At 72.1% G+C, this 18,926-nt stretch carries 15 protein-coding genes and 1 pseudogene; 6 read left to right on the top strand and 10 right to left on the bottom strand.

Features of this window, described 5'->3' with window-relative positions; all coding sequences use genetic code 11:
- Positions 1–201 precede the first annotated feature (201 nt).
- From ABT324_RS19240 to ABT324_RS19230, 3 genes and pseudogenes are all read right to left on the bottom strand, one after another.
- A pseudogene (locus tag ABT324_RS19240) lies at positions 202–426 on the bottom strand (ArsR/SmtB family transcription factor); the annotation flags it as partial.
- Positions 427–467: 41 nt separating this feature from the next.
- Positions 468–929: a DUF7144 family membrane protein gene (locus tag ABT324_RS19235; RefSeq protein ID WP_351178966.1), complete on the bottom strand. Its 462-nt coding sequence runs from the start codon at positions 927–929 to the stop codon at positions 468–470.
- Positions 930–978: 49 nt separating this feature from the next.
- Positions 979–1,860, bottom strand: coding sequence for a LysR family transcriptional regulator (locus ABT324_RS19230; protein WP_351178963.1), 882 nt, complete (start codon positions 1,858–1,860; stop codon positions 979–981).
- Between the two features lie 73 nt (positions 1,861–1,933).
- Here ABT324_RS19230 and ABT324_RS19225 point away from each other — a divergent pair, with 73 nt between their 5' ends.
- Positions 1,934–2,857 (top strand): DMT family transporter, encoded by a 924-nt coding sequence (locus tag ABT324_RS19225; RefSeq protein WP_351179186.1) that lies wholly within the window; start codon positions 1,934–1,936, stop codon positions 2,855–2,857.
- A 582-nt stretch (positions 2,858–3,439) separates the two neighbouring features.
- Here the strand turns inward: ABT324_RS19225 and ABT324_RS19220 are convergent.
- Positions 3,440–3,685 carry a S1 RNA-binding domain-containing protein gene (locus ABT324_RS19220; RefSeq protein WP_351178960.1) on the bottom strand — a complete coding sequence of 82 codons (246 nt, stop codon included), beginning with the start codon at positions 3,683–3,685 and terminating at the stop codon, positions 3,440–3,442.
- Between the two features lie 213 nt (positions 3,686–3,898).
- On the opposite strand from ABT324_RS19220, the gene ABT324_RS19215 reads away from it, so the two are divergent.
- Entirely contained in the window at positions 3,899–4,027 is a 129-nt protein-coding gene (locus ABT324_RS19215; RefSeq protein WP_351178957.1) for a hypothetical protein, read from the top strand.
- Complete coding sequence (locus ABT324_RS19210) at positions 3,988–8,466, top strand: CHAT domain-containing protein (protein WP_351178954.1); 4,479 nt, start codon at positions 3,988–3,990, stop codon at positions 8,464–8,466. Before ABT324_RS19215 ends, ABT324_RS19210 begins: the two co-directional genes overlap by 40 nt.
- Positions 8,467–8,482: 16 nt before the next feature.
- Here ABT324_RS19210 and ABT324_RS19205 read toward each other — a convergent pair whose 3' ends face one another.
- Positions 8,483–8,932, bottom strand: coding sequence for a DUF3574 domain-containing protein (locus ABT324_RS19205; protein WP_351179183.1), 450 nt, complete (start codon positions 8,930–8,932; stop codon positions 8,483–8,485).
- Positions 8,933–9,024: 92 nt separating this feature from the next.
- Here ABT324_RS19205 and ABT324_RS19200 point away from each other — a divergent pair, with 92 nt between their 5' ends.
- Positions 9,025–10,680: a hypothetical protein gene (locus ABT324_RS19200; RefSeq protein ID WP_351178950.1), complete on the top strand. Its 1,656-nt coding sequence runs from the start codon at positions 9,025–9,027 to the stop codon at positions 10,678–10,680.
- On the opposite strand, the gene ABT324_RS19195 is transcribed toward ABT324_RS19200, so the two are convergent.
- Both ABT324_RS19195 and ABT324_RS19190 read right to left on the bottom strand, forming a co-directional pair.
- A complete protein-coding gene (locus ABT324_RS19195; RefSeq protein ID WP_351178947.1) occupies positions 10,671–12,755 on the bottom strand; it encodes a hypothetical protein in 2,085 nt (694 codons plus the stop codon). The two genes, ABT324_RS19200 and ABT324_RS19195, sit on opposite strands and share 10 nt — an antisense overlap.
- Positions 12,756–12,806: 51 nt before the next feature.
- Complete coding sequence (locus ABT324_RS19190; RefSeq protein WP_351178944.1) at positions 12,807–13,559, bottom strand: alpha/beta fold hydrolase; 753 nt, start codon at positions 13,557–13,559, stop codon at positions 12,807–12,809.
- A 333-nt stretch (positions 13,560–13,892) separates the two neighbouring features.
- Between ABT324_RS19190 and lnt the strand changes: the two genes are divergently transcribed.
- The gene (gene lnt / locus ABT324_RS19185) at positions 13,893–15,374 is read left to right on the top strand and encodes an apolipoprotein N-acyltransferase (protein ID WP_351178941.1); all 1,482 of its coding nucleotides are present in this window, start codon (positions 13,893–13,895) and stop codon (positions 15,372–15,374) included.
- 74 nt (positions 15,375–15,448) lie between these two features.
- Positions 15,449–16,234 (top strand): polyprenol monophosphomannose synthase, encoded by a 786-nt coding sequence (locus ABT324_RS19180; RefSeq protein ID WP_351178938.1) that lies wholly within the window; start codon positions 15,449–15,451, stop codon positions 16,232–16,234.
- A 98-nt stretch (positions 16,235–16,332) separates the two neighbouring features.
- On the opposite strand, the gene ABT324_RS19175 is transcribed toward ABT324_RS19180, so the two are convergent.
- The 3 genes from ABT324_RS19175 to ABT324_RS19165 form a co-directional block, all read right to left on the bottom strand.
- Positions 16,333–16,671 carry an RNA polymerase-binding protein RbpA gene (locus tag ABT324_RS19175; RefSeq protein WP_351178935.1) on the bottom strand — a complete coding sequence of 113 codons (339 nt, stop codon included), beginning with the start codon at positions 16,669–16,671 and terminating at the stop codon, positions 16,333–16,335.
- 502 nt (positions 16,672–17,173) lie between these two features.
- Positions 17,174–18,580, bottom strand: coding sequence for an MFS transporter (locus ABT324_RS19170; RefSeq protein ID WP_351178932.1), 1,407 nt, complete (start codon positions 18,578–18,580; stop codon positions 17,174–17,176).
- A 106-nt stretch (positions 18,581–18,686) separates the two neighbouring features.
- Positions 18,687–18,926 (bottom strand): glycerophosphodiester phosphodiesterase family protein (locus tag ABT324_RS19165; protein WP_351178929.1); only part of this gene is annotated, 240 nt, incomplete at its 5' end.

Genomic DNA, 18,926 nt, shown 5'->3' with positions numbered 1-18,926 from the left:
CAACTGAGATCGAAGAGCCGCTCGCCCGGCGAGGTGGTGGGAGCAGGTGCGGGCGGCGCGCAGGGCGGCGGCTCTGGTGTGCTGACGCAGCGAGGTGATCGGGGTGCGCGGTGCGAGTGCGGCGAGGGCTTCCAGGACGGCCTCGACCTCGCCGCTGGTCAGCCGGTAGCCGCGGTGGCGACCGTGCTGCTCGACGGTGACGAGGCCGTGGTCCAGCAGCACGGCGAGGTGGTTGCTGGTGGTGGAGGCGGCAGTCCCGGCTTCCTCGGCCAGCCGCCCGGCCGGGAAAGCTCTGCCGTCCGCCAGCGCCATCAGCACGCGCACGCGGCGCCGGTCGGCGAAAACGGGCCGGGAGCCCGGGAAGCTCGGGCTTCTCCCGCACGCAACCGGGCTCTTCCTCGGTAGCGCCGCGGTCTTCGCCCTCACCGGTCCGCTGTGCTGCGCCGCAGCGCGGCGCACCCAGCGCGCTAGTGCGCGCCGTTGCGCACCACCAGTCCGTAAATGACCAGCACCGACAGGCCGATCACCAGCACCGACCACAGCGGGAAGGCGGTGAGGAACACCAGGTGCCCGATCGCGCACAGCGCGGCGAGGTCGATGCCGACGAAGCGGGCCCAACTGCTGCCGTACACCACGCCGACACCGGCGGCGACCTGCACGATGCCGAGGGCCAGCCAGATCCCGCCCCAGATCGGGTAGTTGAACACGAGCAGCCGAGCGGCGTCGACCAGGAAGTAGTCCGGGCGGGCCAGCGCGGTGATCCCGGTGATGATGTTGAAGATCCCCAGCAGCCCCAGCACCGCGCCCGCGAATCCGAGCCACCCCGACAGCGGTGCGTCCTGCGCCGAGGTCGCCAACGCCCAGGTGCTCTGCCCCGCCTCGGCGCGCTGCTCGGTCCTCGACCGCCCTGCGCTTGGTTCGGACGTCATGGCTCCCCCCGTTCACTCGTGCACCAGGGGTTCCCCCGGCGGGCGGGGTTCAAAAGTCGCCGGCGGTCAACTCGCGCAGCAGTTCGACGGTGCGCCGCGCGGCGGGGTGGTCGGCGACCGACTTCCGCACCACCGCGTTGATCCGGCGCACGGTGGTCGGTGCCACCACCGGGACCGCGGTCAGACCCGCGGGCAGGTTCCCGATGCCCAGCCGCGGGACCACCGTGATGCCGATCCCGGTGGCCACGAAGGGGATCGCGGTCTGGTAGTCGCGGGTCTCCACGGCGAACCGGGGTGCGAACCCCGCTTCGGCGCAGGACCCGAGGAGCACTTGGCGGCACGCCCCGGCAGCGACGTCGTTGTCCACCCAGTGCCGTTCGGCCAGCTCGACCAGCGGCACCTCCGCGCGACCGGCCAGCGGATCGTCCTCGCGCACCACCACCAGGTACGGGTCGTCGATGAGGTGGTGCACCACCACCTGCGGCGGGTACCCGGTGCCGGGCCGCTCGACCAGGATGTCGATGTCCGGGTCGGACGGTTCGAGCTCGGTGAGCCGCAGCTCCAGGCGCAGTTCGGGGAACTCGGTGCGCAGCGCGGCCACGATCGGGGGCAGCCAGTTCGCCCCGGCGCTGCCGAAGTAGCCGATCGACAGGCTGCCGATCCGCCCCGCCCGCAGGTCGCCGACCACGCCTTCGAGTCGGCTGACGGCTTCGAACAGCGACTCGGCCTCGACGGCGAGGGTCCTACCAGCGGTGGTCGGTTCGATCCCGCGACCGACCCGGTCGAAGAGCTGCAACCCGGTTTCGCGCTGCAACGAGGACAGCTGCTGGCTCACCGCGGAGGGCGTGTAGCCGAGCGCGGCAGCGCTGGCGCGGATCGATCCGGTCGCGACGACGGCCCGGAGCACCCGCAGTCTCGGCAGGTCAAGCACACCCCAACTGTAAAGCACTGCTTAACCGTTCGGAAGAAATAGTCGCTTGTCCTTTCCCCTCGGGCTGGTGACGATGACCAGCGTGACCAGTCAGACCCGAACTCTCGACACCACTGCCCCGACCGAACGCGGGAAAGCGGCCATCGCCGTCACCGTGACCATCGTGCTGTGGGCCTCGGCCTTCGTGGCCATCCGCGACATCGGGCACTCGCTCTCCCCCGCGCCGATGGCTTTGCTGCGCCTCGCCGTCGCGGCGGCCGCGCTCACGGCGCTGGCGCTGGTCAGGTTCCGCGGGGCACCGCGAATGCCGCAGTCACGCCGGGCGTTGGCGCTGGTCGCGGTGTACGCGGTGCTCTGGCTGGCCGGGTACACCGTGGTGCTCAACGCCGCCGAGCTGCACATCGACGCCGGAACCGCCGCGCTGCTGGTGAACACCGCACCGCTGCTGATTGCGTTCGGCGGGGGGCTGTTCTTCGGTGAGGGGTACCCGAAGGTGCTGCTCCTCGGTTCCCTCGTCGCCATGGGTGGGCTGTCGATCATCGCCTTCGGCTCGTCCGGCCACCGCGACTGGCTCGGCGTGGTGCTGTGCCTGGTCGCCGCCGTCCTGTACGCCTCGGGGATGCTGGTCCAGAAGGCCGCCCTGCGGGGCGTGGACGGGCTGGTCGCGATCTGGCTGGGCTGCGTGGTGGCCACCGCGGTGCTGCTGCCCTGGGCCCCGCAGCTGCTGGACGAGCTGCGAACCGCCCCACCGAGCGCGATCCTCGCCACCGTCTACTTGGGACTGTTTCCGACCGCCATCGGCTTCACCACGTGGGCGTACGCCCTGCGCCGGATGGACGCGGGCAAGCTCAGCGCGACGTCGTACGCGGCCCCGGCGCTCTCGGTCCTGATGTCCTGGCTGCTGCTCGGCGAGGCGCCCACGCTGCACGCCCTGACCGGTGGCGCGATCTGCCTCCTCGGCGTCGCCATCGCCCGCCGCACCCCCCGACGCCCCTGACCCGAACCCACCCGACACGGGAACAACCTCCCGGGAGGCCTTGGGAACCCCGCAGGACGACGGTGTTCGCACGCCCCAACACACCGACCCCGGTGGGCAACCCACCGTGATCTCCCCAGAAATCAGACTTCTGATTCATTGAGATCGCACAACTCCGCCTCCCCCTCCGAGGAACAACCACACCCCAACCCACCACCCCTGGCCACGCGGGACCTACAGTTTCAACTGAAACTGTAGCCACGGGTGACGAGCTCGCAGTTTCAATTGAAACCTCGAACATGAGTGGGGGACGCCCGCAGTTTCAATTGAAACTGCGGGCTTCCCGCGTGTCGGGCGCCCGCCACGCCGGGGTGCGTCGGTGCGATTTCACTGGGATCACCTCAGTGGAAATTACGGAAGACGGCGTGCGGCGTCCCGAGGCATCATCGGGCGCGGAGGTGAACTCGGAAGCCCGCATCAGGTTTCGCCGAGCCCACCGAGGTTCTCACCGATCTCGTCGGGAGAACTGGTCCGTCCACAGTGGCCGTGGGTGCGCTCGGGCGTGCTGCGCGCCCACGACCACTGCGGGTCACGCTGCGGGTGTCAACCGGCCGGGGTGACGCTCAGCCTTGGTGGGCCCCACTCCGCGATGCGGACCAGCAGCGACTCGCCGACCTGCGGGGTCCGGTTCCACGAATCCGCGTGCAGCAGGCCGTGGATCCCGGGTGCGACCTCGACGAACGCACCGAACGGGACGACCGTCACCACGGTCGCCTCGACGACGGCGCCGACCCCGTGCTCGTCCTGGAAGGCCTGCCACTCAGCAGCCGAAAGCTCGTGGGCAGACATCGTTCTCACCTCCTCTCCGCATTCCCGGGAGATCGTCGGGATGCGTGCGGAGGGCGGGCTGCGGGCCCGCGCCGCGATCACGTCACGGCCGGGAAGCCCTTCTGTGCGCGGCTTTCAGCCGACCCGGCATTCACGGGTGCCAACCCAACAGTGCTGTCAACACGAACCGCGGTCGTCTAATCTTGGCGGCCGGGCCACTGCACTGGGGGCAGGATGACCGAAACCGAGCTCGCCGAAGCCATCGCCGCACGGCGCGAGGAGTTGGCGCGGGAGACCGACGCCGAGCGGGCTTACCGCGCGCCGTGGAGCTGGTCGAGCTGTCGCTGCAGCGCAGCCAGCTGACCGGAGAGGTCCCCGACGAGGCGATCAGGATCGCCGACGGGGTGCGCAGGGCGACGACCGAGGGCTCCCCCGCCCGCGCCCTACCGCTGCTGCACCTCGCCATTGCGCACTGGCTGCGGGCGGTCCGCGACGGCGAGCAGGCCCTGCGAGCAGCTTTGGTGCACTTGCGGGAGCTGCGCGCGCTGCTGGACGACGAGATCCTGCTGCACGTGGAGATCCGCGCCCGCAGCGGGATGGTCTGCGCGGACGTCGCGATCCAGCTGGCTGACGAGGAGTGCGCGGCGGAGGCGATCGCGGACCTCGACGCCGCTTTCGCGCTGCTCGACGACGGCCCGCTGCGGCGCGGTGCGCAGTTCCACCGCGCCGCGCTGTGCTCCGCGCGGTTCCGCGCGATGGGCGGGCCGGACAGCGACCTGCGCCATGCCGTCGACGCCTTCACCTCGCTGCTGGCCTGGCCCGACCTCGACCCCGAGTCCGCCGACCGCTGCCACATCGAGCTCGTCTACCTCCTGCTGTCCGAGCAGGTGCCGCGCGCCGAGCGCCGTCCCCGGCCGTGGTCGGACGAGGAGTTGGCGGAGTGCGCCCGCGCTGCCCCGGCCGCTGTGCTGCGCGAGCACCTCGACGCGCTGTCCGACCGGGTCGCCGCGTTCCCCGAGCTCGCCGCGATCCGCGTGAACGTCATCATCGGGCAGGGCGCCGAGACCACGCAGCGGGATTGGGACGTCATGGCCGGGGACCTCGACGTCCTCATCGACGGGTTGGAGGAGTCGGATCCGCGCCGCCACCAGCTGGTGGCGATCCGCGCGGCGGTGGCCTCGGACCCGCTGCCGAGCGACCCGCCGGCCGAGCTCGCCGACCTGGACGCAGCGATCGCCGCGCAGCGGCGGAAGCTGCTCGGCACGCCCGCCGGTGAGCCGCTCGCCGCCGACCTGCTGATGCTCAACGGACTCCTGATCCAGCGGGCCGAGCTGACCGGCCAGGACCCCGCCCGGTCCATCGAACTCGCCGAAGCCGTGGTGGCTGCCCTGGGCCCGCCCGAGCAGATCAGCGCGCTCCTGCAACTGGCGCTGGCCCACACCGTCCGCGACTCGCTGCCCGACCTGCGACGAGCGGCCGAGATCATGCGCGAGCTGCGGGAGTCGAAGCTGCTGGGCGCTCCAGGCCGCGCGGACGCCTTCGCGCACAGTGGCCTGATCCACGCGAAACTCGCCTCGCAGACCGAAGACCCGGCGGACGTGGGTGAAGCGATCGAGCTGCTCGACGTCGCGCTGGCCGGATCGGCGGACGGCGTTCTCCACCGGCGTGCGTGGCTGTGCCGGGCGTCGATGCTGCAGGTGCGGTTCCTGCAGCTGGGTGGAGCCGCGGAGGACCAGCGCCTGGCCGTCGAGGCGTTCACCGAAGCGCTGAACTGGGCCGATCCAGGGACCCGGGACCTCTGCCACTCCGCGCTCGCGCTCCTGCTGCTGTTCGCCGATGTCCCCGCTGACCTGCGCCGCGGGGAGCCGGACCTCGACGCCATCCGCCGCCACGTCGATCCGCAGCGGCTGCCCGAGGTGGAGCAGCACCTGGCGGCGGTCTCCGGGATCGAGGACGACGAGATCGCCGCCATCCGCCTGCTGGTCTGGTCGCTCAACGGCCGTGACCTGCGCGAGCACAGCCTGGCCGAGGTGCTGCACGACCTGGCCGCCGCCGTCGGCGGCGAGCTGGGCGAGGTCGAGCTGACCACCCTGCGCTCGGTCAGCGCCGCCCTGCCCGGCTGCCAGGACGACGCGGAGGTCGAGCGGCTGCTCACCGCCGCTGCCGAGGCCCTGCCCGCCGATTCGCTGCTGCACGAGGTGTTCCTGCTCTTCCGGGTGCGGCCGGACTCGCCCGAGAGCCTGCGCCCCGAGGACCTGGCGCTGCTGGTCGACCGGAGCGAGCAGCGGATCCACTCGCTGCCCGAGGGGTCGCCCGAGCGCGCCGAGGAGTTGATCGCGCTGGCCTCGTCGCTGGTGGTCAAGGCCCACCGCGGCGGTGACGGGGCGGCGGAAGCCCTGGCCCGGGCCAAGGAGATCGCCCAGCACGTGGCGCAGGACTACTCGGACGTCGAGACGGCGTCCGGGTTCAGCCACGCGCTGCTCGCGCTCAGCGCCGAGTACGGGCTGGGCCACTCGCTCGACACCGTCCAGGACGCCCTGGACCACGTGCGCCGGGCCGACGAGCTGCTGCCGCCCGACGACGAGACGCGTGCCGACATGAACCCGGTCGTCGGCAAGATGCTGATGACCCGCTACCTGCTGTCCGGCAACCGCGAGGACGTCGAGGCGGCCCGGTACTACTCGCTCGACGACGACCGCCGCCTCGCCGCGTTCATGTCCTGGATGGGCGAGATGACCGCGGGCCGGATCAGCGATGTCGACACCGGGATGCGCGAGCTGCGGGACGCGGCCGGTGGTGCCATGCCGGAGCACCGCGTCCGGTGGGCGGCCAGGTGCGCCACCTCGCTGCGCCTGCTGGCGCAGCTGGGGCTCGGATCCGCCCCGGCACCGCCGGAACCGGCCGAGCTCGACACCGCCCGCGACGCGCTACGCACCGCGCAGCAGGTGCCCGGCGAGGAGCAGGTCACCGAGCTCTGCGGTGCTGCGCTGCTCTGCGCGGCATCCGGCATGGCCGCGGGCGACCTGGACTTGGCCGACGAAGGCCTGGCCGCGCTCGACGCGGTGAGCCGACGGCCTGACCTGCCGAAGGAGCTGGAGTACTTCACGGTGCACCTGTTGGCGCTCGCGCGCCAAGCTCGGTCCTGGCGCCGCAGCTCCGCCGACGCGCTGGACGCGACGATCGACGGCCTGGAGCGCATGGTCCGGGACCACCCGCCGGGCACCAGCGAGGCGTTGTCGGCCAACCTGAACCTGCTGGCCGCGAACTACGAGGAGCGCGGTGACCTGCGGCTCGCGATCGAGACCAGCCTGGAGGCGCTGCGGGTGCGGGCGCGCGGTGTGCTGCTGCAGTCCAGTCCGCAGCGGGCGATGGGCGTCGCCGCAGCAGCTTTCGGCAACGCCGCCGTGGCAGCGCGGCGCTGCCTGCGCACCAACGACCTGCCGTCAGCGGTGCAAGCGCTGGAGCTCGGCCGCGGCATGGTCCTGCACGCGGCGACCTCCGCGGCGACGATGCCGGACCTGCTGCGGGACAGCGGTCATCCCGAGCTGGCCGAGCGGTGGTCGGTCGAGGTCGACCTGGAGCAGCCCTGGGACGCGGGCACCGGGCGGAGCGGCCCGGCCGACCTCCAGCTGCCCAGCGACCTGCGGTTGGCGGCCCAGCGGGCGCTGCGGGGCACTGCGGCGGAGGGCGAACTGCTCTCCCCACCGAGCACGTCCGAGGTCAGCGCCGAGCTGCGCAACCGCGGCGCGCGGGCACTGGTGTACCTCATCGCGGGCGAAGCGGTGGTGATCACCGACGACGGCGGCCTGCACCACCTGCCGCTCCCAAAGCTGCGCGAGCACACCCCGGTCCAGCACTTCGACCGGTTGCAGCAGGAGCGCGCCGCCCTCGGCCCGGCCGTGGAGCAGCCCTGGCAGGCCTCGCTGGGCACGCTGTGCGACTGGGCGTGGACCGCCGCGATCGGTCCCCTGCTGGACTGGCTCGGCGGCGACCGACCGGAGCGGATCGTGCTGGTGCCGACCGGCCCGCTGAGCCTCGTCCCGTGGCACGCAGCGCGGGAACCCGCCGCAGGAGGGCAGTTCCGCTACGCCTGCCAGGACGTCGTGATCGGCTACGCGGCTTCCGCGCGCCAGTTCGTGGAAGCCGCCCGCCGCCCCGCAGTGCCCTTCGCGGACCGGCCGGTCCTGGTCCGCACGCCCGACCTGTACTGGACCCGCCACGAGGTCGGGCAGATCCACGCGGCGCACTACGCGCACGGCCACTACCTCGGTCGACCGGGACGCCGTTCGGTGCCGACCCCGGACGACGTGCTGGCCGCGCTGCCCGGCGCGACCCTGCTGCACCTGGGCTGCCACGCCGAACCGGCTGAGCTGCCGGTCGAATCCGCGCTGCGGCTGGGTGGCGGGCGGTCGCTGCCGGTGCGCGACGTCCTGCGGTACCGGAGCGGTCCGCGCGGCGCGCTCGTGGTGCTGGCGGCGTGCGCCAGCGACCTGACCGCCCGTCAGCACGACGAGGTCCTGACCCTGGCCACCGCGTTCCTGGCGGCCGGGGCCAGCGGGGTGGTCGGCACCAAGTGGGCGATCGACGACCTGGTGACCGCGATGTTCATGATCGCCTTCCACCACCACCTGAACAACGGCTCCCCCGAGCCCGCCGAGGCCCTGCGGGCCGCCCAGCTGTGGATGCTCGACCCGGACCGCACCCCGATCCCGGCGGTGCCACCGGAGCTGTCCAGCCACTTCGCCGGAACCACCCCGGCGACCCCGAGCCACTGGGCGGCCTTCACCTACCACGGCCGCTGATCCCGGTCCGGCAGGATCAGAAGTCCACCGCGGTGCGGTCGTCGACCCGGGCGACCGCCTCCTGGGCGAAGCGCTGGACGTAGGCCTGCCGGATCTGCTCGATCTTGGCGTCGTTCTCCCGCTGCTCGGCAACCGGGTAGAGCAGGACCAGCTCGTAGGACCGCTCCCGCTCGATCACGCCGTTGGCGTCGCGGTACTGGCCGTAGCCGTCCTGCACGGTGAGCCCGTCCGGGAACCGGGGCGTGACCACCTCGTCGATGAACGCGTGGAACTGCTCGTCGCTGACCGGCTCGCCCCCGTCGGGGCGGACGGTGCCGAACAGCAGGCTGGTCTCCACGAAGGGCGCGCCGCGCCCGTTCTGCGCTGGTGCTTCGTCCCCGAACGTGGCGTAGGCGGTGGGCGCACCCACCCCGATCAGGGCGGCTGCCAGCACCGCGGTGGTCAGGCGCCGAGAGGGATTGATCATCTTCTGCACGCAGGCACAGTAGGACCACCGCCCGCGGCGGGTTCCCGGATTCCCACGAACGGGTGAGCCTACCCGGCGGATAGGATGATCACGTGGCGCTGGAGTGGGACGAACTGCTGATCGGCGCGCCCGGCAGGCGGTGGCGCACCGCCTCGACCACCCGGCGCGTGCTGGTGGTCGTGCACAACGTCACCGCCGCCACCCGACTGCTCGACGTGGTCCCGCTGTGGGCCGGTGACCTGCGCGTCCAGACGGTGTTCAGCTGCGTCGGGTCCAGCGCCTTCACCACCGGCACCACGGACTTCCTCGGCGAGCGCGGCATCACCCCGGTCGACTGGGAACAGGCGGTGCGGGGCGATTTCGACCTCGCCGTCACGGCGAGCTACGGCGGACCGTTGCACGAGATCAGTGCTCCGCTCGTCGTCCTGCCGCACGGAATGGGATACAACAAGTTCCTGAAATCCAGGGAAATCCAGGGAAATCCGGTCTTCGGGCTGTCCGATGCGTGGTTGCTGCACGAGGGTGAAGTGGTCCCCTCGGTCGCCGTGCTCTCGCACCACGAGCAGCGGGATCGGCTCGCCCGCTACTGCCCGGAGGCCGTCCCGGTAGCGCTGGTGGCCGGGGACCCCTGCTTCGACCGGATGCTGGCCAGCCGACCGCTGCGGGACTCCTACCGGCACCGGCTGGGCATCGACCCCGACCAGCGCTGCGTGGTGATCTCCTCCACCTGGGGCGGGGACTCGCTGTTCGGCCAGCACCCGTCGCTGGTGCTGCGACTCGCCCGGCAGCTGCCGCTCGACGAGTACCGCGTGGTGGTGGCGCTGCACCCGAACATCTGGCACGGCCACTCGCCGTGGCAGGTGCGGATGTGGCTGGCCGAGTGCACCAGGGCCGGGGTGGTGGTGCTGCCACCGGAGGAGGGCTGGCGGGCCGGGCTCGTCGCCGCTGACCTCACCATCGGCGACCACGGTTCGGTGACGTTCTACTCGGCCGCGCTGGGCACCCCGGTCCTGCTGGCGACGTGGCCGGAGGAGACCGTCGACCCCGCTTCCCCGATCGCCGCCCTGCTGCGCACCGCACCTCGGCTCGACCCGCACGCCCCGCTCGCCGGGCAGGTCGACGCGGCGATCTCCGCCCACCGGGCAGCGGACTTCGCGGACATCACCGACCTGGCCACCTCCGAGCCGGGGCGGTCGGCGCCGCTGCTGCGCGCCGAGATCTACACCCGCCTGGAGCTCGAAGAACCGCCTGCCCCAGCAGATTCCGCCGCCGTGCCGCTGCCGACCGCGCCGCCCAGCGGCGTGGGCAGTCAACTCGTCCAGGTGCGGCTGGCCGACCACGCCGCGTCCGTCACGCGCTTCCCGGCAGCGGCGCTGGACGAGCCGACGACCTCCGGTGGTGTTCTGGTGGCCTGCGCCGACGAACCGGACCGGAGGTGGCTGGAGCTCGCGGAAGTCCTCGTGCACGACGACCGCTATGCCGACCCGCTGCGCTGGGTCCGCTCGTCGCTGTCCCGCCTGCCGGGCTGCATGCTCGCAGCGACGAGGGACGGCGCCGGGCACTGGGTCATCGGTGGCGCCGACCTGCCCGGCACGCGCGTGACCGGTCCCGCCGACCTCGGGCCGGTTTGCGCCGCTGTCCTGCACGCCTGGCTGTGCTCCGGCAGGTCACCGCGCGAGCTCCCGGACCAGCTCCGAATCATCCTGGGACAGCGGGAAGAACTGGTCCGGCTGTCCACTCAGGACTGATCGAGCCGCGACTGCACCTGCTCGCCCAGCTCGGCGAACCCACGCGTCCGGCACACCGCGGCAGCGTCCAGGAAGTGCTGCTGCGCGGCCTCCGCGTCCCCTGCGGCCAAGGCGTGGTCACCGAGTCCGACCAACGCCTGCGCGCGGTCGAAGTGGTACCCGTGCTCCGTCATGTGCTCCAAAGCAGCGCGCAGGTCGACGTCCGCCTCGTCGTAGCGCCCCAGCTCGGTGCGCCGACGTCCGCGCCACATGCGCGTCTTGGCGGCATTGTAGGGCTCGGCCCCGAACTCGACGAGCGCCTGGTCGAGCAGTTGCTCACCGAACTGCGGTTCGGCCACCGAACCGAGGTGCATCCGAGCCAGCGCCAACCGGCGCGGATCGCCCAGCCGCTCGGCCATCTTTAGGTTCCGCTCCAGGGCAGCGCGGGCCCCTTCCCGGTCGCCGTGATCACGCAGGCTCAGGCCCAGCGACTCCACGGCGGTGGCTGCCAGGTCGTCGCGGGAGACCGCGCGGGCCTTGGCCTCGCCCGCGGCGAACAGGTCGGCGGCCTTGTCGGACTCGCCGCGGGCCCGGAAGGCGAAGCCGCGCTGGATCAGCGCCAGCCCGGCCGCGAAGGTCAGCCCGCGGTGCTCGGCGACCTCGACCGCGTGGTCGTTGAGCACGTCCATGTCGTCGACGTGCTTGCCCTGCTCCTGAAACGGCCACAGCGCGACGGCCAGCTGGCAGACCTGCTCCGCACCCATCGCGTGCAACTCGCCCGCCACCGCGCGCAGGTTCGCCCGCTCGACGTCCAGCCACTGCCGGGCCTCCTCGACTGGCACCGGCTCTGGCCGCGAACCCGGCCACAACGCCTCCAGCCAGCCGCGCCTCGGCTGCACCGCATGTCCGGCGGCCAGCGCCCGGCGGACGTAGAACTCGGTGAAGCGGGCACGCACCTCGGCGCTGCCGAGCGGGCGGGCGTGCTCGCGGACCAGGCTGTAGGCGAAGTAGCGATCGTCGGCGACCTCGCGGATCAGATGAGCGGAGGCGAGCGCGTCCAGCGCCTCGCGCACGTCGTCCTCGTCGAGCTCCACAGCCGCCGCCAACGCCGCCAAGCTCACCTCCCCGACCCCGGGGTGCTGCCCGAAAGCCGCGTAGAGCTGCTGCGCACCTTCGTCGAGGCGCGCGACCGCGGTGTTGAACACCGCGTTCACCGACAGGCCGTCGTCGCGCGACAACCGCCGCAGCCGCTGCCCTTCCTTGGACAGCTCGCGGACCAGCCGGGCCACCGGGCGCTCCGGGGCGCGGGCGAGTTCCGAGGCCGCCACGCAGAGCGCGATCGTCTGCCCCTCGCACAGCTCGACCAGCCGGTCCACCTGCTCGGCTTCGCCGACCAGATCCCTGGTCCCGCCGACGATGCGGGAGAGCAGCAGTCGCGCGGCTTCCCCGGTCAGCGGGTCGAGCGGCACGAACTCCGCGCCCGCGCGCACCCGCAGGGCGCTCAGCGAGCGGGCTTCGGTGACCAGCACCGCCGAGTGCCCGGTGCCCGGCAGCAGCGGCAGGACCTGCGCCGCGGTGACCGCGTCGTCGACCACCACCACGACCTTCTTGCCGCTGGTCCACGACCGGAAGAGGTTGGCGCGGGCGTCCAGCCCGGCCGGGAGCTCGGCGGGCTGGTAGCCGATGGCGAGCAGGAACTGGTGCAGCGCCTCACTGACCGGACCGGGTGCGGCCGTCAGCCGGGCGTAGAACGCGCCGTCCGGGTAGTCGCCGCGGTGCTCCTGGACCCACTGGTAGGCGGTTTCGCTCTTTCCGCTGCCGGGCGGCCCCTGGATGACCACCACCGCGGGCGGGCGCTCGTCCGCACCGGCCGCCAGGAACCCGCTGATCTCGCCGAGCTGCCGCTCGTTGTTGGTGAAGAACCGGCTCGGCGGCGGGACCTGCTTCGGTGGCGGGTTGGGCGACTGCGGCGCGTGGAAGTGAACGTCACCGTGGAAGTCGTGTGCCTGCACGACACCGAGCGCGTGGCCGTCGAAGCGGTTCCCGCCGACGTCGTGCCCGGTCATCGACCGCTCCTCTCCCGCACCCAAGATCACCGGGCTCAGCGTAACGTTTCGTGTCGGCCGCGATCCGGCACGTCATCGAATTCAGCTCGCGCCGGCGAGGAACCGCTCGATGCTGGTGGCCAGCGCGATCGGCGCCTCGTCGATCGCGTAGTGCCCCGCGCCGGCCAGGACTTCCAGCTCGCAGTTCGGGTAGTGCTGCTGGAAGGTGGCCCGCATGGTCTCCGCGCCCAGCGCCGGGTCGTGCTCGCCGACGACCACCTTCACCGGCACCGGGTTGCCCTGGACCTCGGCGTGGAAGTCGGCCTTGGCCCACGCCTCCAGGTAGTCGCCGAAGGCCCGGCGGTCGGAGTGCTCCAGGGAGTGGCGCACGGCCGCGTCCAGCCACACCCCGGTCAGCCGGTTGCCGGTGGTCAGGTCGAGGATGGCGCGCCGGTTGCCGGGTTCGTCGACCGCGCCGGTGAACAACGCCCAGGCCTGCTCGTCGAACGGGACGCCGCTGGCGGGCACCGGGGAGATCCCGACCAGCGCCCGCACCCGGTGCGGCGCATCGGCCAGCACGCGCTGCATCACCGCGCCACCCATCGAGTGGCCGACCAGCGAGAACCGCTCGAAGCCCAGTTCGTCGGCCAGCGCCAGCACGTCCTGCGCGGCCTCGGCGAGGGTGTGCTCGCCGGGCTCGTCGACCCGCTCGCCGTACCCGCGGTAGTCCGGGAACACGTACCGGAAGCGGCTGCCGTCCAGGTGCGGCTGCACCGGCCACCACGCGGCCCCCGACCCGAACCACCCGTGCAACGCGATGACCTGGTGCTGTCCACCACCGAGCTCCGCGACCACTGCGCACCTCCCAGATCGACTCGCGCCCCAGCATGGCGGAACGGCCCGCCGGGCGCACCGGTCCCGCGGACACCACCACCTGATCAGCCGCCGACCTGCGGCCCCTCGCCCAGGCAGGTTCCGCCGCGGCGCCCCGGCGTATCTTTGTCCAGTGCGCGCCGACCGCTCGCGCACCTCCGACCAGCACGACGTTCGGCGTTCCGGCCCGGCCGGTACCGCAGCACCCAGAAGGTTGATCGTTTGGCTCCCCCCACGACTCGTCCGCAGCGCACCGCACGGCCGGATCGCAGCACAACCAGAGGCCGATCAGCCGGGCTGGGCTGGCTGCTGCAGGTGCTGGCCGCGGTGGCGGCCGGTTTCGCGCTCTACGCCGGGTCCCCGCCGCGGGAGCTGTGGTGGCTGGCGCCGCTGGCGTTCGCGGTCTTCGCCGCGGTCGTCCGGCACCGCCGGGCGCGCGCCGGGTTCGGCTACGGCCTGCTGTTCGGCTTCTCCTTCCTGCTGCCGCTGCTGGGCTGGTTGCAGGACTTCCTCGGCGCCGACTTCGGCCCGTGGCCGTGGCTGGGCGTGGCAGCGGTCGAGGCGCTGTTCATCGGGCTCGCCGGTGCCGGGATGGCGCGGGTCAGCCGACTGCCCGGCGGCCCGGTGTGGATGGCGGCGGTGTTCGTCGCCTTCGAGGTGCTGCGCTCCAGCGTGCCCTTCGGCGGCTTCCCCTGGGGCAGGCTGGCCTTCACCCAGGACACCGGGTGGCTGCTGCCACTGGCCGCGCTCGGCGGCAGCGCGCTGGTGTCGTTCGCGGTCGCGCTGATCGGCGGCGGGCTGGCCGAGCTGGCGCACCGGCTGCGCGCGCGGCGCAACTGGGCCGCTCCCCTGGCGGCGGTGCTGGTCCCGGTCCTCGGCGGGGTGGCGGCGCTGCCGCTCGTCGGCACCGACGCCGAGGAGGGCACCGCGCGGGTCGCGCTCGTGCAGGGCAACGCGCCCAACATCGGGCTCGGGCTGCTCTACGAGGACGGCGAGCTGCGCGCCAACCACATCGCGGCGGCGCAGCAGCTGGCCTCGGACGTCCAGGCCGGGCGGGTGCCGCAACCGGACTTCGTCGTGCTGCCCGAGCAGGTCGGCAGCTGGGGCCCGGGCCGGACCGACCCGCAGCTGTCCGCCATCGCCGAGCAGCTCGGCGTCCCGCTGGTGGTCGGTGGTCTCGGCACCGACCCCGACGGGACGCTGCGCAACCAGGCCGTGCAGTGGGACCCGGCCACCGGCGCCGGGGACCGCTACGTCAAGCAGCACCTGGTGCCCTTCTCCGAGACGATCCCGATGCGCCCGTTGGCCCGCTGGGTTTCCCCGTTCGTGGACCGCTTCCCGCGGGACATGGTGCCCGCCGACGAACCCGGGGTGCTCACCGTCGGCGGCATCCGGGTGGGCGTGGGCATCTGCTACGACGTCGCCTACGACGACGTCTACACCGGCGCGGTTCGGCAGGGCGCGACCGTGCTCGCGCTGCCCACCAACAACGCCTGGTACGGCCACTCCGAGATGACCTACCAGCAGCTGGCGATGGCCCGGCTGCGCGCCGTCGAGCACGGGCGCGCGATCGTGGTGGCCTCGACCAGCGGGGTGAGCGCCGTGGTGCAGCCCGACGGCTCGGTCACCGAGCAGACCGAGCAGTTCACCGCGGAGAATCTGGTCGCAGACGTGCCGCTGCGCTCGACGCGGACGGTGGCCACCGAGCTGGGGGCCGCGCCGACGTGGGTGCTGGTGGCGCTGGCGGCCGGCGCGGTGCTGGCCACCTGGTGGCTGCCGCGCCGCGAGCGCGGCTGAGCCGCACCCCGAGCAAGCACCCGACCGAACGCAGAACGCACGGCCGGTCCACGCGACCGGCTAGGAGGACATGGATGTCGACCCGGCGAACCCCCGGCGGTGGTGCCGACGCGGTGCTCGTGGTGATCCCCACCTACAACGAGCGGGACAACCTGGAACCGATCGTGCACCGGCTGTTCGCCGCGATGCCCGCGGCGCACGTGCTGGTCGTCGACGACGGCAGCCCGGACGGCACCGGGGAGGTCGCCGACCGGTTGGCGGCCGAGGACGAGCGGGCGCACGTGCTGCACCGCACCTGCAAGGCCGGGTTGGGCGCGGCCTACGTCGCCGGGTTCGAGTGGGCGCTGACCCGCGGCTACGACGCGATCATCGAGATGGACGCGGACGGTTCGCACTCCCCGGAGGACCTGCCGCGGTTGATCGGCATGATCGGCCCGGACGGCACCGGGGCCGACGTGGTGCTGGGCTCGCGCTACGTGCCCGGCGGGCGGACGGTGAACTGGCCCTGGTACCGGGCGCTGCTGTCCCGCGGCGCGAACACCTACTCGAAGCTGGCGCTGGGGGTGTCGATCAACGACATCACCTCCGGGTTCCGGGTGTACCGGCGCGAGGTGCTGGAGACGGTCCGGCTGCACGACGTGGCCTCGCAGGGCTACTGCTTCCAGGTCGACCTGGCGTGGCGCGCGGTGGAGGCCGGGTTCGTGGTCGTGGAGGCGCCGATCACCTTCGTGGAGCGCGAGGTCGGCAGCTCGAAGATGGACGCCGAGGTGGTCCGCGAAGCCCTGGTGCGGGTCACCAAGTGGGGCCTGCGCCGCCGCGGCCACCAGGTCGCGGGAGCCCTCCGCACCCTCCGCCGCTGAGGCCCGGCCGCCCTGCCGCTGCGCGGTGGGCGTCCGGGAAACACGTCAAAGCGCCTGGGATCGCTGTCCCAGGCGCTTCGCAAGCGTGTCGCTCGGACTTACCGGCCGCGGCGGGCGCGCAGCAGGTCCAGGCGCTCGTTGAGCAGCTCCTCGAGTTCCGGGATGGTGCGTCGCTCCAGGAGCATGTCCCAGTGGGTGCGCGGCGGCTTGGCCTTCTTCTGCTCCGGCTCGCTGCCGTCGATGATCTTCGACTCCGTGCCGTGCAGGCGGCATTCCCAGGTCGGCGGCACTTCGGCGTCGTCGGAGAACGGCACCTCGAACTCGTGGCTCTTGGGGCAGGCGTAGCGCACCGTCCGGCGCGGTGCGAGGTCGTGGTTGCGATCGGTCTCGTAGCTCACTGCTCCGAGCCGGCTGCCACGCAGAACGCGGTCGGCCATGACGGTTCCTTTCACTTCGGCCCGGGGCCGAGCCCGGGCGGTTGTGCTCACCGTGTGCAACGACGGGGGACCCGCCGTCTGTTCCCGGTGTCGTGCTTCTGGTTGCCGTCGGTGACGTTGTTCACCCGTCAACGACAGCCTTCTCCCTAGAGATGCAGTCGGTCCGCGTTCGTGACGCGTTTTCCCACCCGCAATCTATAGGTGCGTTCGAACGGGTGATAGTGCCAGATGTCGAGTCACTATGGCTAAACCAGGTCCAGGGAAAACGTCGAGAGTGGGACATAGATCACGCCCCAGAAGGAGCAGGAGCGCCGCCAAGGAGTAACGGAATGTATCGACACTTCGTTCACCCCTTTCACAACGCAGCGTACCGGCATATTCCCAACACGCCGTGCTCCCCGAACCCGCCCATCACCAGCTTGGAGCAACGGCACCGGAACGGCAGGGCGACCGCGGAGCGTCACCCGTCAGGTGCGCCCCGCAGTCACGGAACCAGCCCGCCTCAGAGCACCTTCGGGGCCGGGTTGCCGACGGCCTCGATGGCGCGGCGCACCGGCACCAGGGCGACCAGCACCAGGCCGACGGCGAAGAACACCACCAGCGAGATGATGGCCAGCCGGAACGACCCGGTGGCCTGCCCGACCCCGGCGAACACCAGCGGGCCCAGCCAGGAGGTGGAGCGCTCCCCCACCTCGTACAGCGAGAAGTACTCCGCCTCCCGGCCGGGCGGGACCATCTGGCTGAACAGCGACCGGGACAGCGCGTTCGTGCCGCCCAGCACCAGGCCGATGCCCACCGCCAGGCCGTAGAACTGCACCTCCTGCCCAGCCTCCACGAAGTAGGCCGCGACGACCACGACCAGCCACACCGCCAGGCTGATCAGGATCGTCTTCTTGGCGCCGATGTGCTTGGCCAGCACCCCGTGCAGCATGCCGCCGACGAAGGCGATGAACTGCACGATAAGCACGGTGACGATCAGCGCGTCCTGCGGCAGCTTCAGCTCCAGGTTGCCGTACTGCGGGGCGACCTGGACGACCGTGGCGATGCCGTCGGTGAAGATCCAGTAGGCGCCCAGGAACGCCAGCGTCAGCGGGAAGAGCTTGGCCTCCCGCAGCGTGCTCTTCAGCTGCCGGAACCCGTCGGTGACGCTGGCCGTCGCACGCGGTGCGCCCTCCGGGGCGCGGTGGCGGCGCAGGGCTGCCAGCGGCAGCAGCGTGAACGCCGCCCACCACAGGCCCGAGGACAGGAAGATCAGCCGGATCGCGGCGTCGGAGTCCATCCCGAAGGAGCCGTGGAAGAGGTAGATCACCAGGTGCAGGGCCAGCGCCACCCCGGCGCCCAGGTAGCCGAAGGCCCAGCCCTTGGTGGAGACCATGTCCCGCTCGTCGGCGGTGGCGATCTCCGGCAGGAACGAGTAGTAGACCACCACCGAGGCGCCGAAGCAGATGTTGCCGAGGATGAACAGCACCACGCCCAGCTGCCAGTTCTGCCCGCCGACCAGCGCCAGCAGCGCGGTCGTGGCGGCCCCGCCGAAGGCCAGCACCGCCAGCATCAGGCGCTTGCTGCTGGAGCGGTCCGCGATCGCCCCGGTGATCGGCAGGACCAGCACCTGCACCACGGTGGCTACCGACAGCAGGTACCCCCACAGCGAGCCGGCCGGGAAGGTCAACCCGAAGATCGAGATGTCGCAGTCCACCAGTGCGTTGCCGCCGGGGCACGGGTCCAGGCCGTTGCGCTCGGTGTCGGCCTGCGCCGCCGAGGTGGCCACCGCCGTGAGGTAGAGCGAGAGGAAGACCGTCGACACCGAGGTCGGGAACACCGAGTTGGCCCAGTCGTACCAGCACCAACCACGCTGCTCCCGACGCCGCTGCGCGGCGTCCGGTGCCACGTCGCTGCCCATCACGCTCATCCGTTCGGTCCCTCCGAAGCCAATATCACTCGATTGGGGGTAACCGGACCTTACTGGCTCGATCGAACACGGTGGAGGCCCGAGCGAGGACAATGCGTAGTTGTACTCATCCGCCGACCTCCGACCGCGGTTCGCCGAACCGCTCCCGCAGCACCTCGTCGAGCAGGTCGGGCCGGTCGGTGACCAGCCCGTCCACCCCGGCGTCCAGCAGCTGCCGCATCTCGGCGGGCTCGTCAACGGTCCAGACGTGCACCTCGATCCCCCACCGGTGCGCCTGGCGGACGAACCGGCGGTCGATCACCCGCACCCAGCCGAACCCCTGCGGCACCTGCGCCGCGCCCCCGAC

Origin of the sequence: Saccharopolyspora sp. NPDC000359, assembly GCF_040300525.1 — a bacterium.
Lineage (GTDB): Bacteria > Actinomycetota > Actinomycetes > Mycobacteriales > Pseudonocardiaceae > Saccharopolyspora.
This window is presented reverse-complemented; position numbering and strand designations above follow the sequence as displayed.

Coding starts and splice junctions, on each gene's coding strand:
- ABT324_RS19235 (WP_351178966.1), bottom strand. CDS start 929: ATGACGTCCGAACCAAGCGCAGGGCGGTCGAGGACCGAGCAGCGCGCC.
- ABT324_RS19225 (WP_351179186.1), top strand. CDS start 1,934: ATGACCAGCGTGACCAGTCAGACCCGAACTCTCGACACCACTGCCCCG.
- ABT324_RS19220 (WP_351178960.1), bottom strand. CDS start 3,685: ATGTCTGCCCACGAGCTTTCGGCTGCTGAGTGGCAGGCCTTCCAGGAC.
- ABT324_RS19215 (WP_351178957.1), top strand. CDS start 3,899: ATGACCGAAACCGAGCTCGCCGAAGCCATCGCCGCACGGCGCGAGGAG.
- ABT324_RS19205 (WP_351179183.1), bottom strand. CDS start 8,932: ATGATCAATCCCTCTCGGCGCCTGACCACCGCGGTGCTGGCAGCCGCC.
- ABT324_RS19180 (WP_351178938.1), top strand. CDS start 15,449: ATGTCGACCCGGCGAACCCCCGGCGGTGGTGCCGACGCGGTGCTCGTG.
- ABT324_RS19175 (WP_351178935.1), bottom strand. CDS start 16,671: ATGGCCGACCGCGTTCTGCGTGGCAGCCGGCTCGGAGCAGTGAGCTAC.
- ABT324_RS19170 (WP_351178932.1), bottom strand. CDS start 18,580: ATGAGCGTGATGGGCAGCGACGTGGCACCGGACGCCGCGCAGCGGCGT.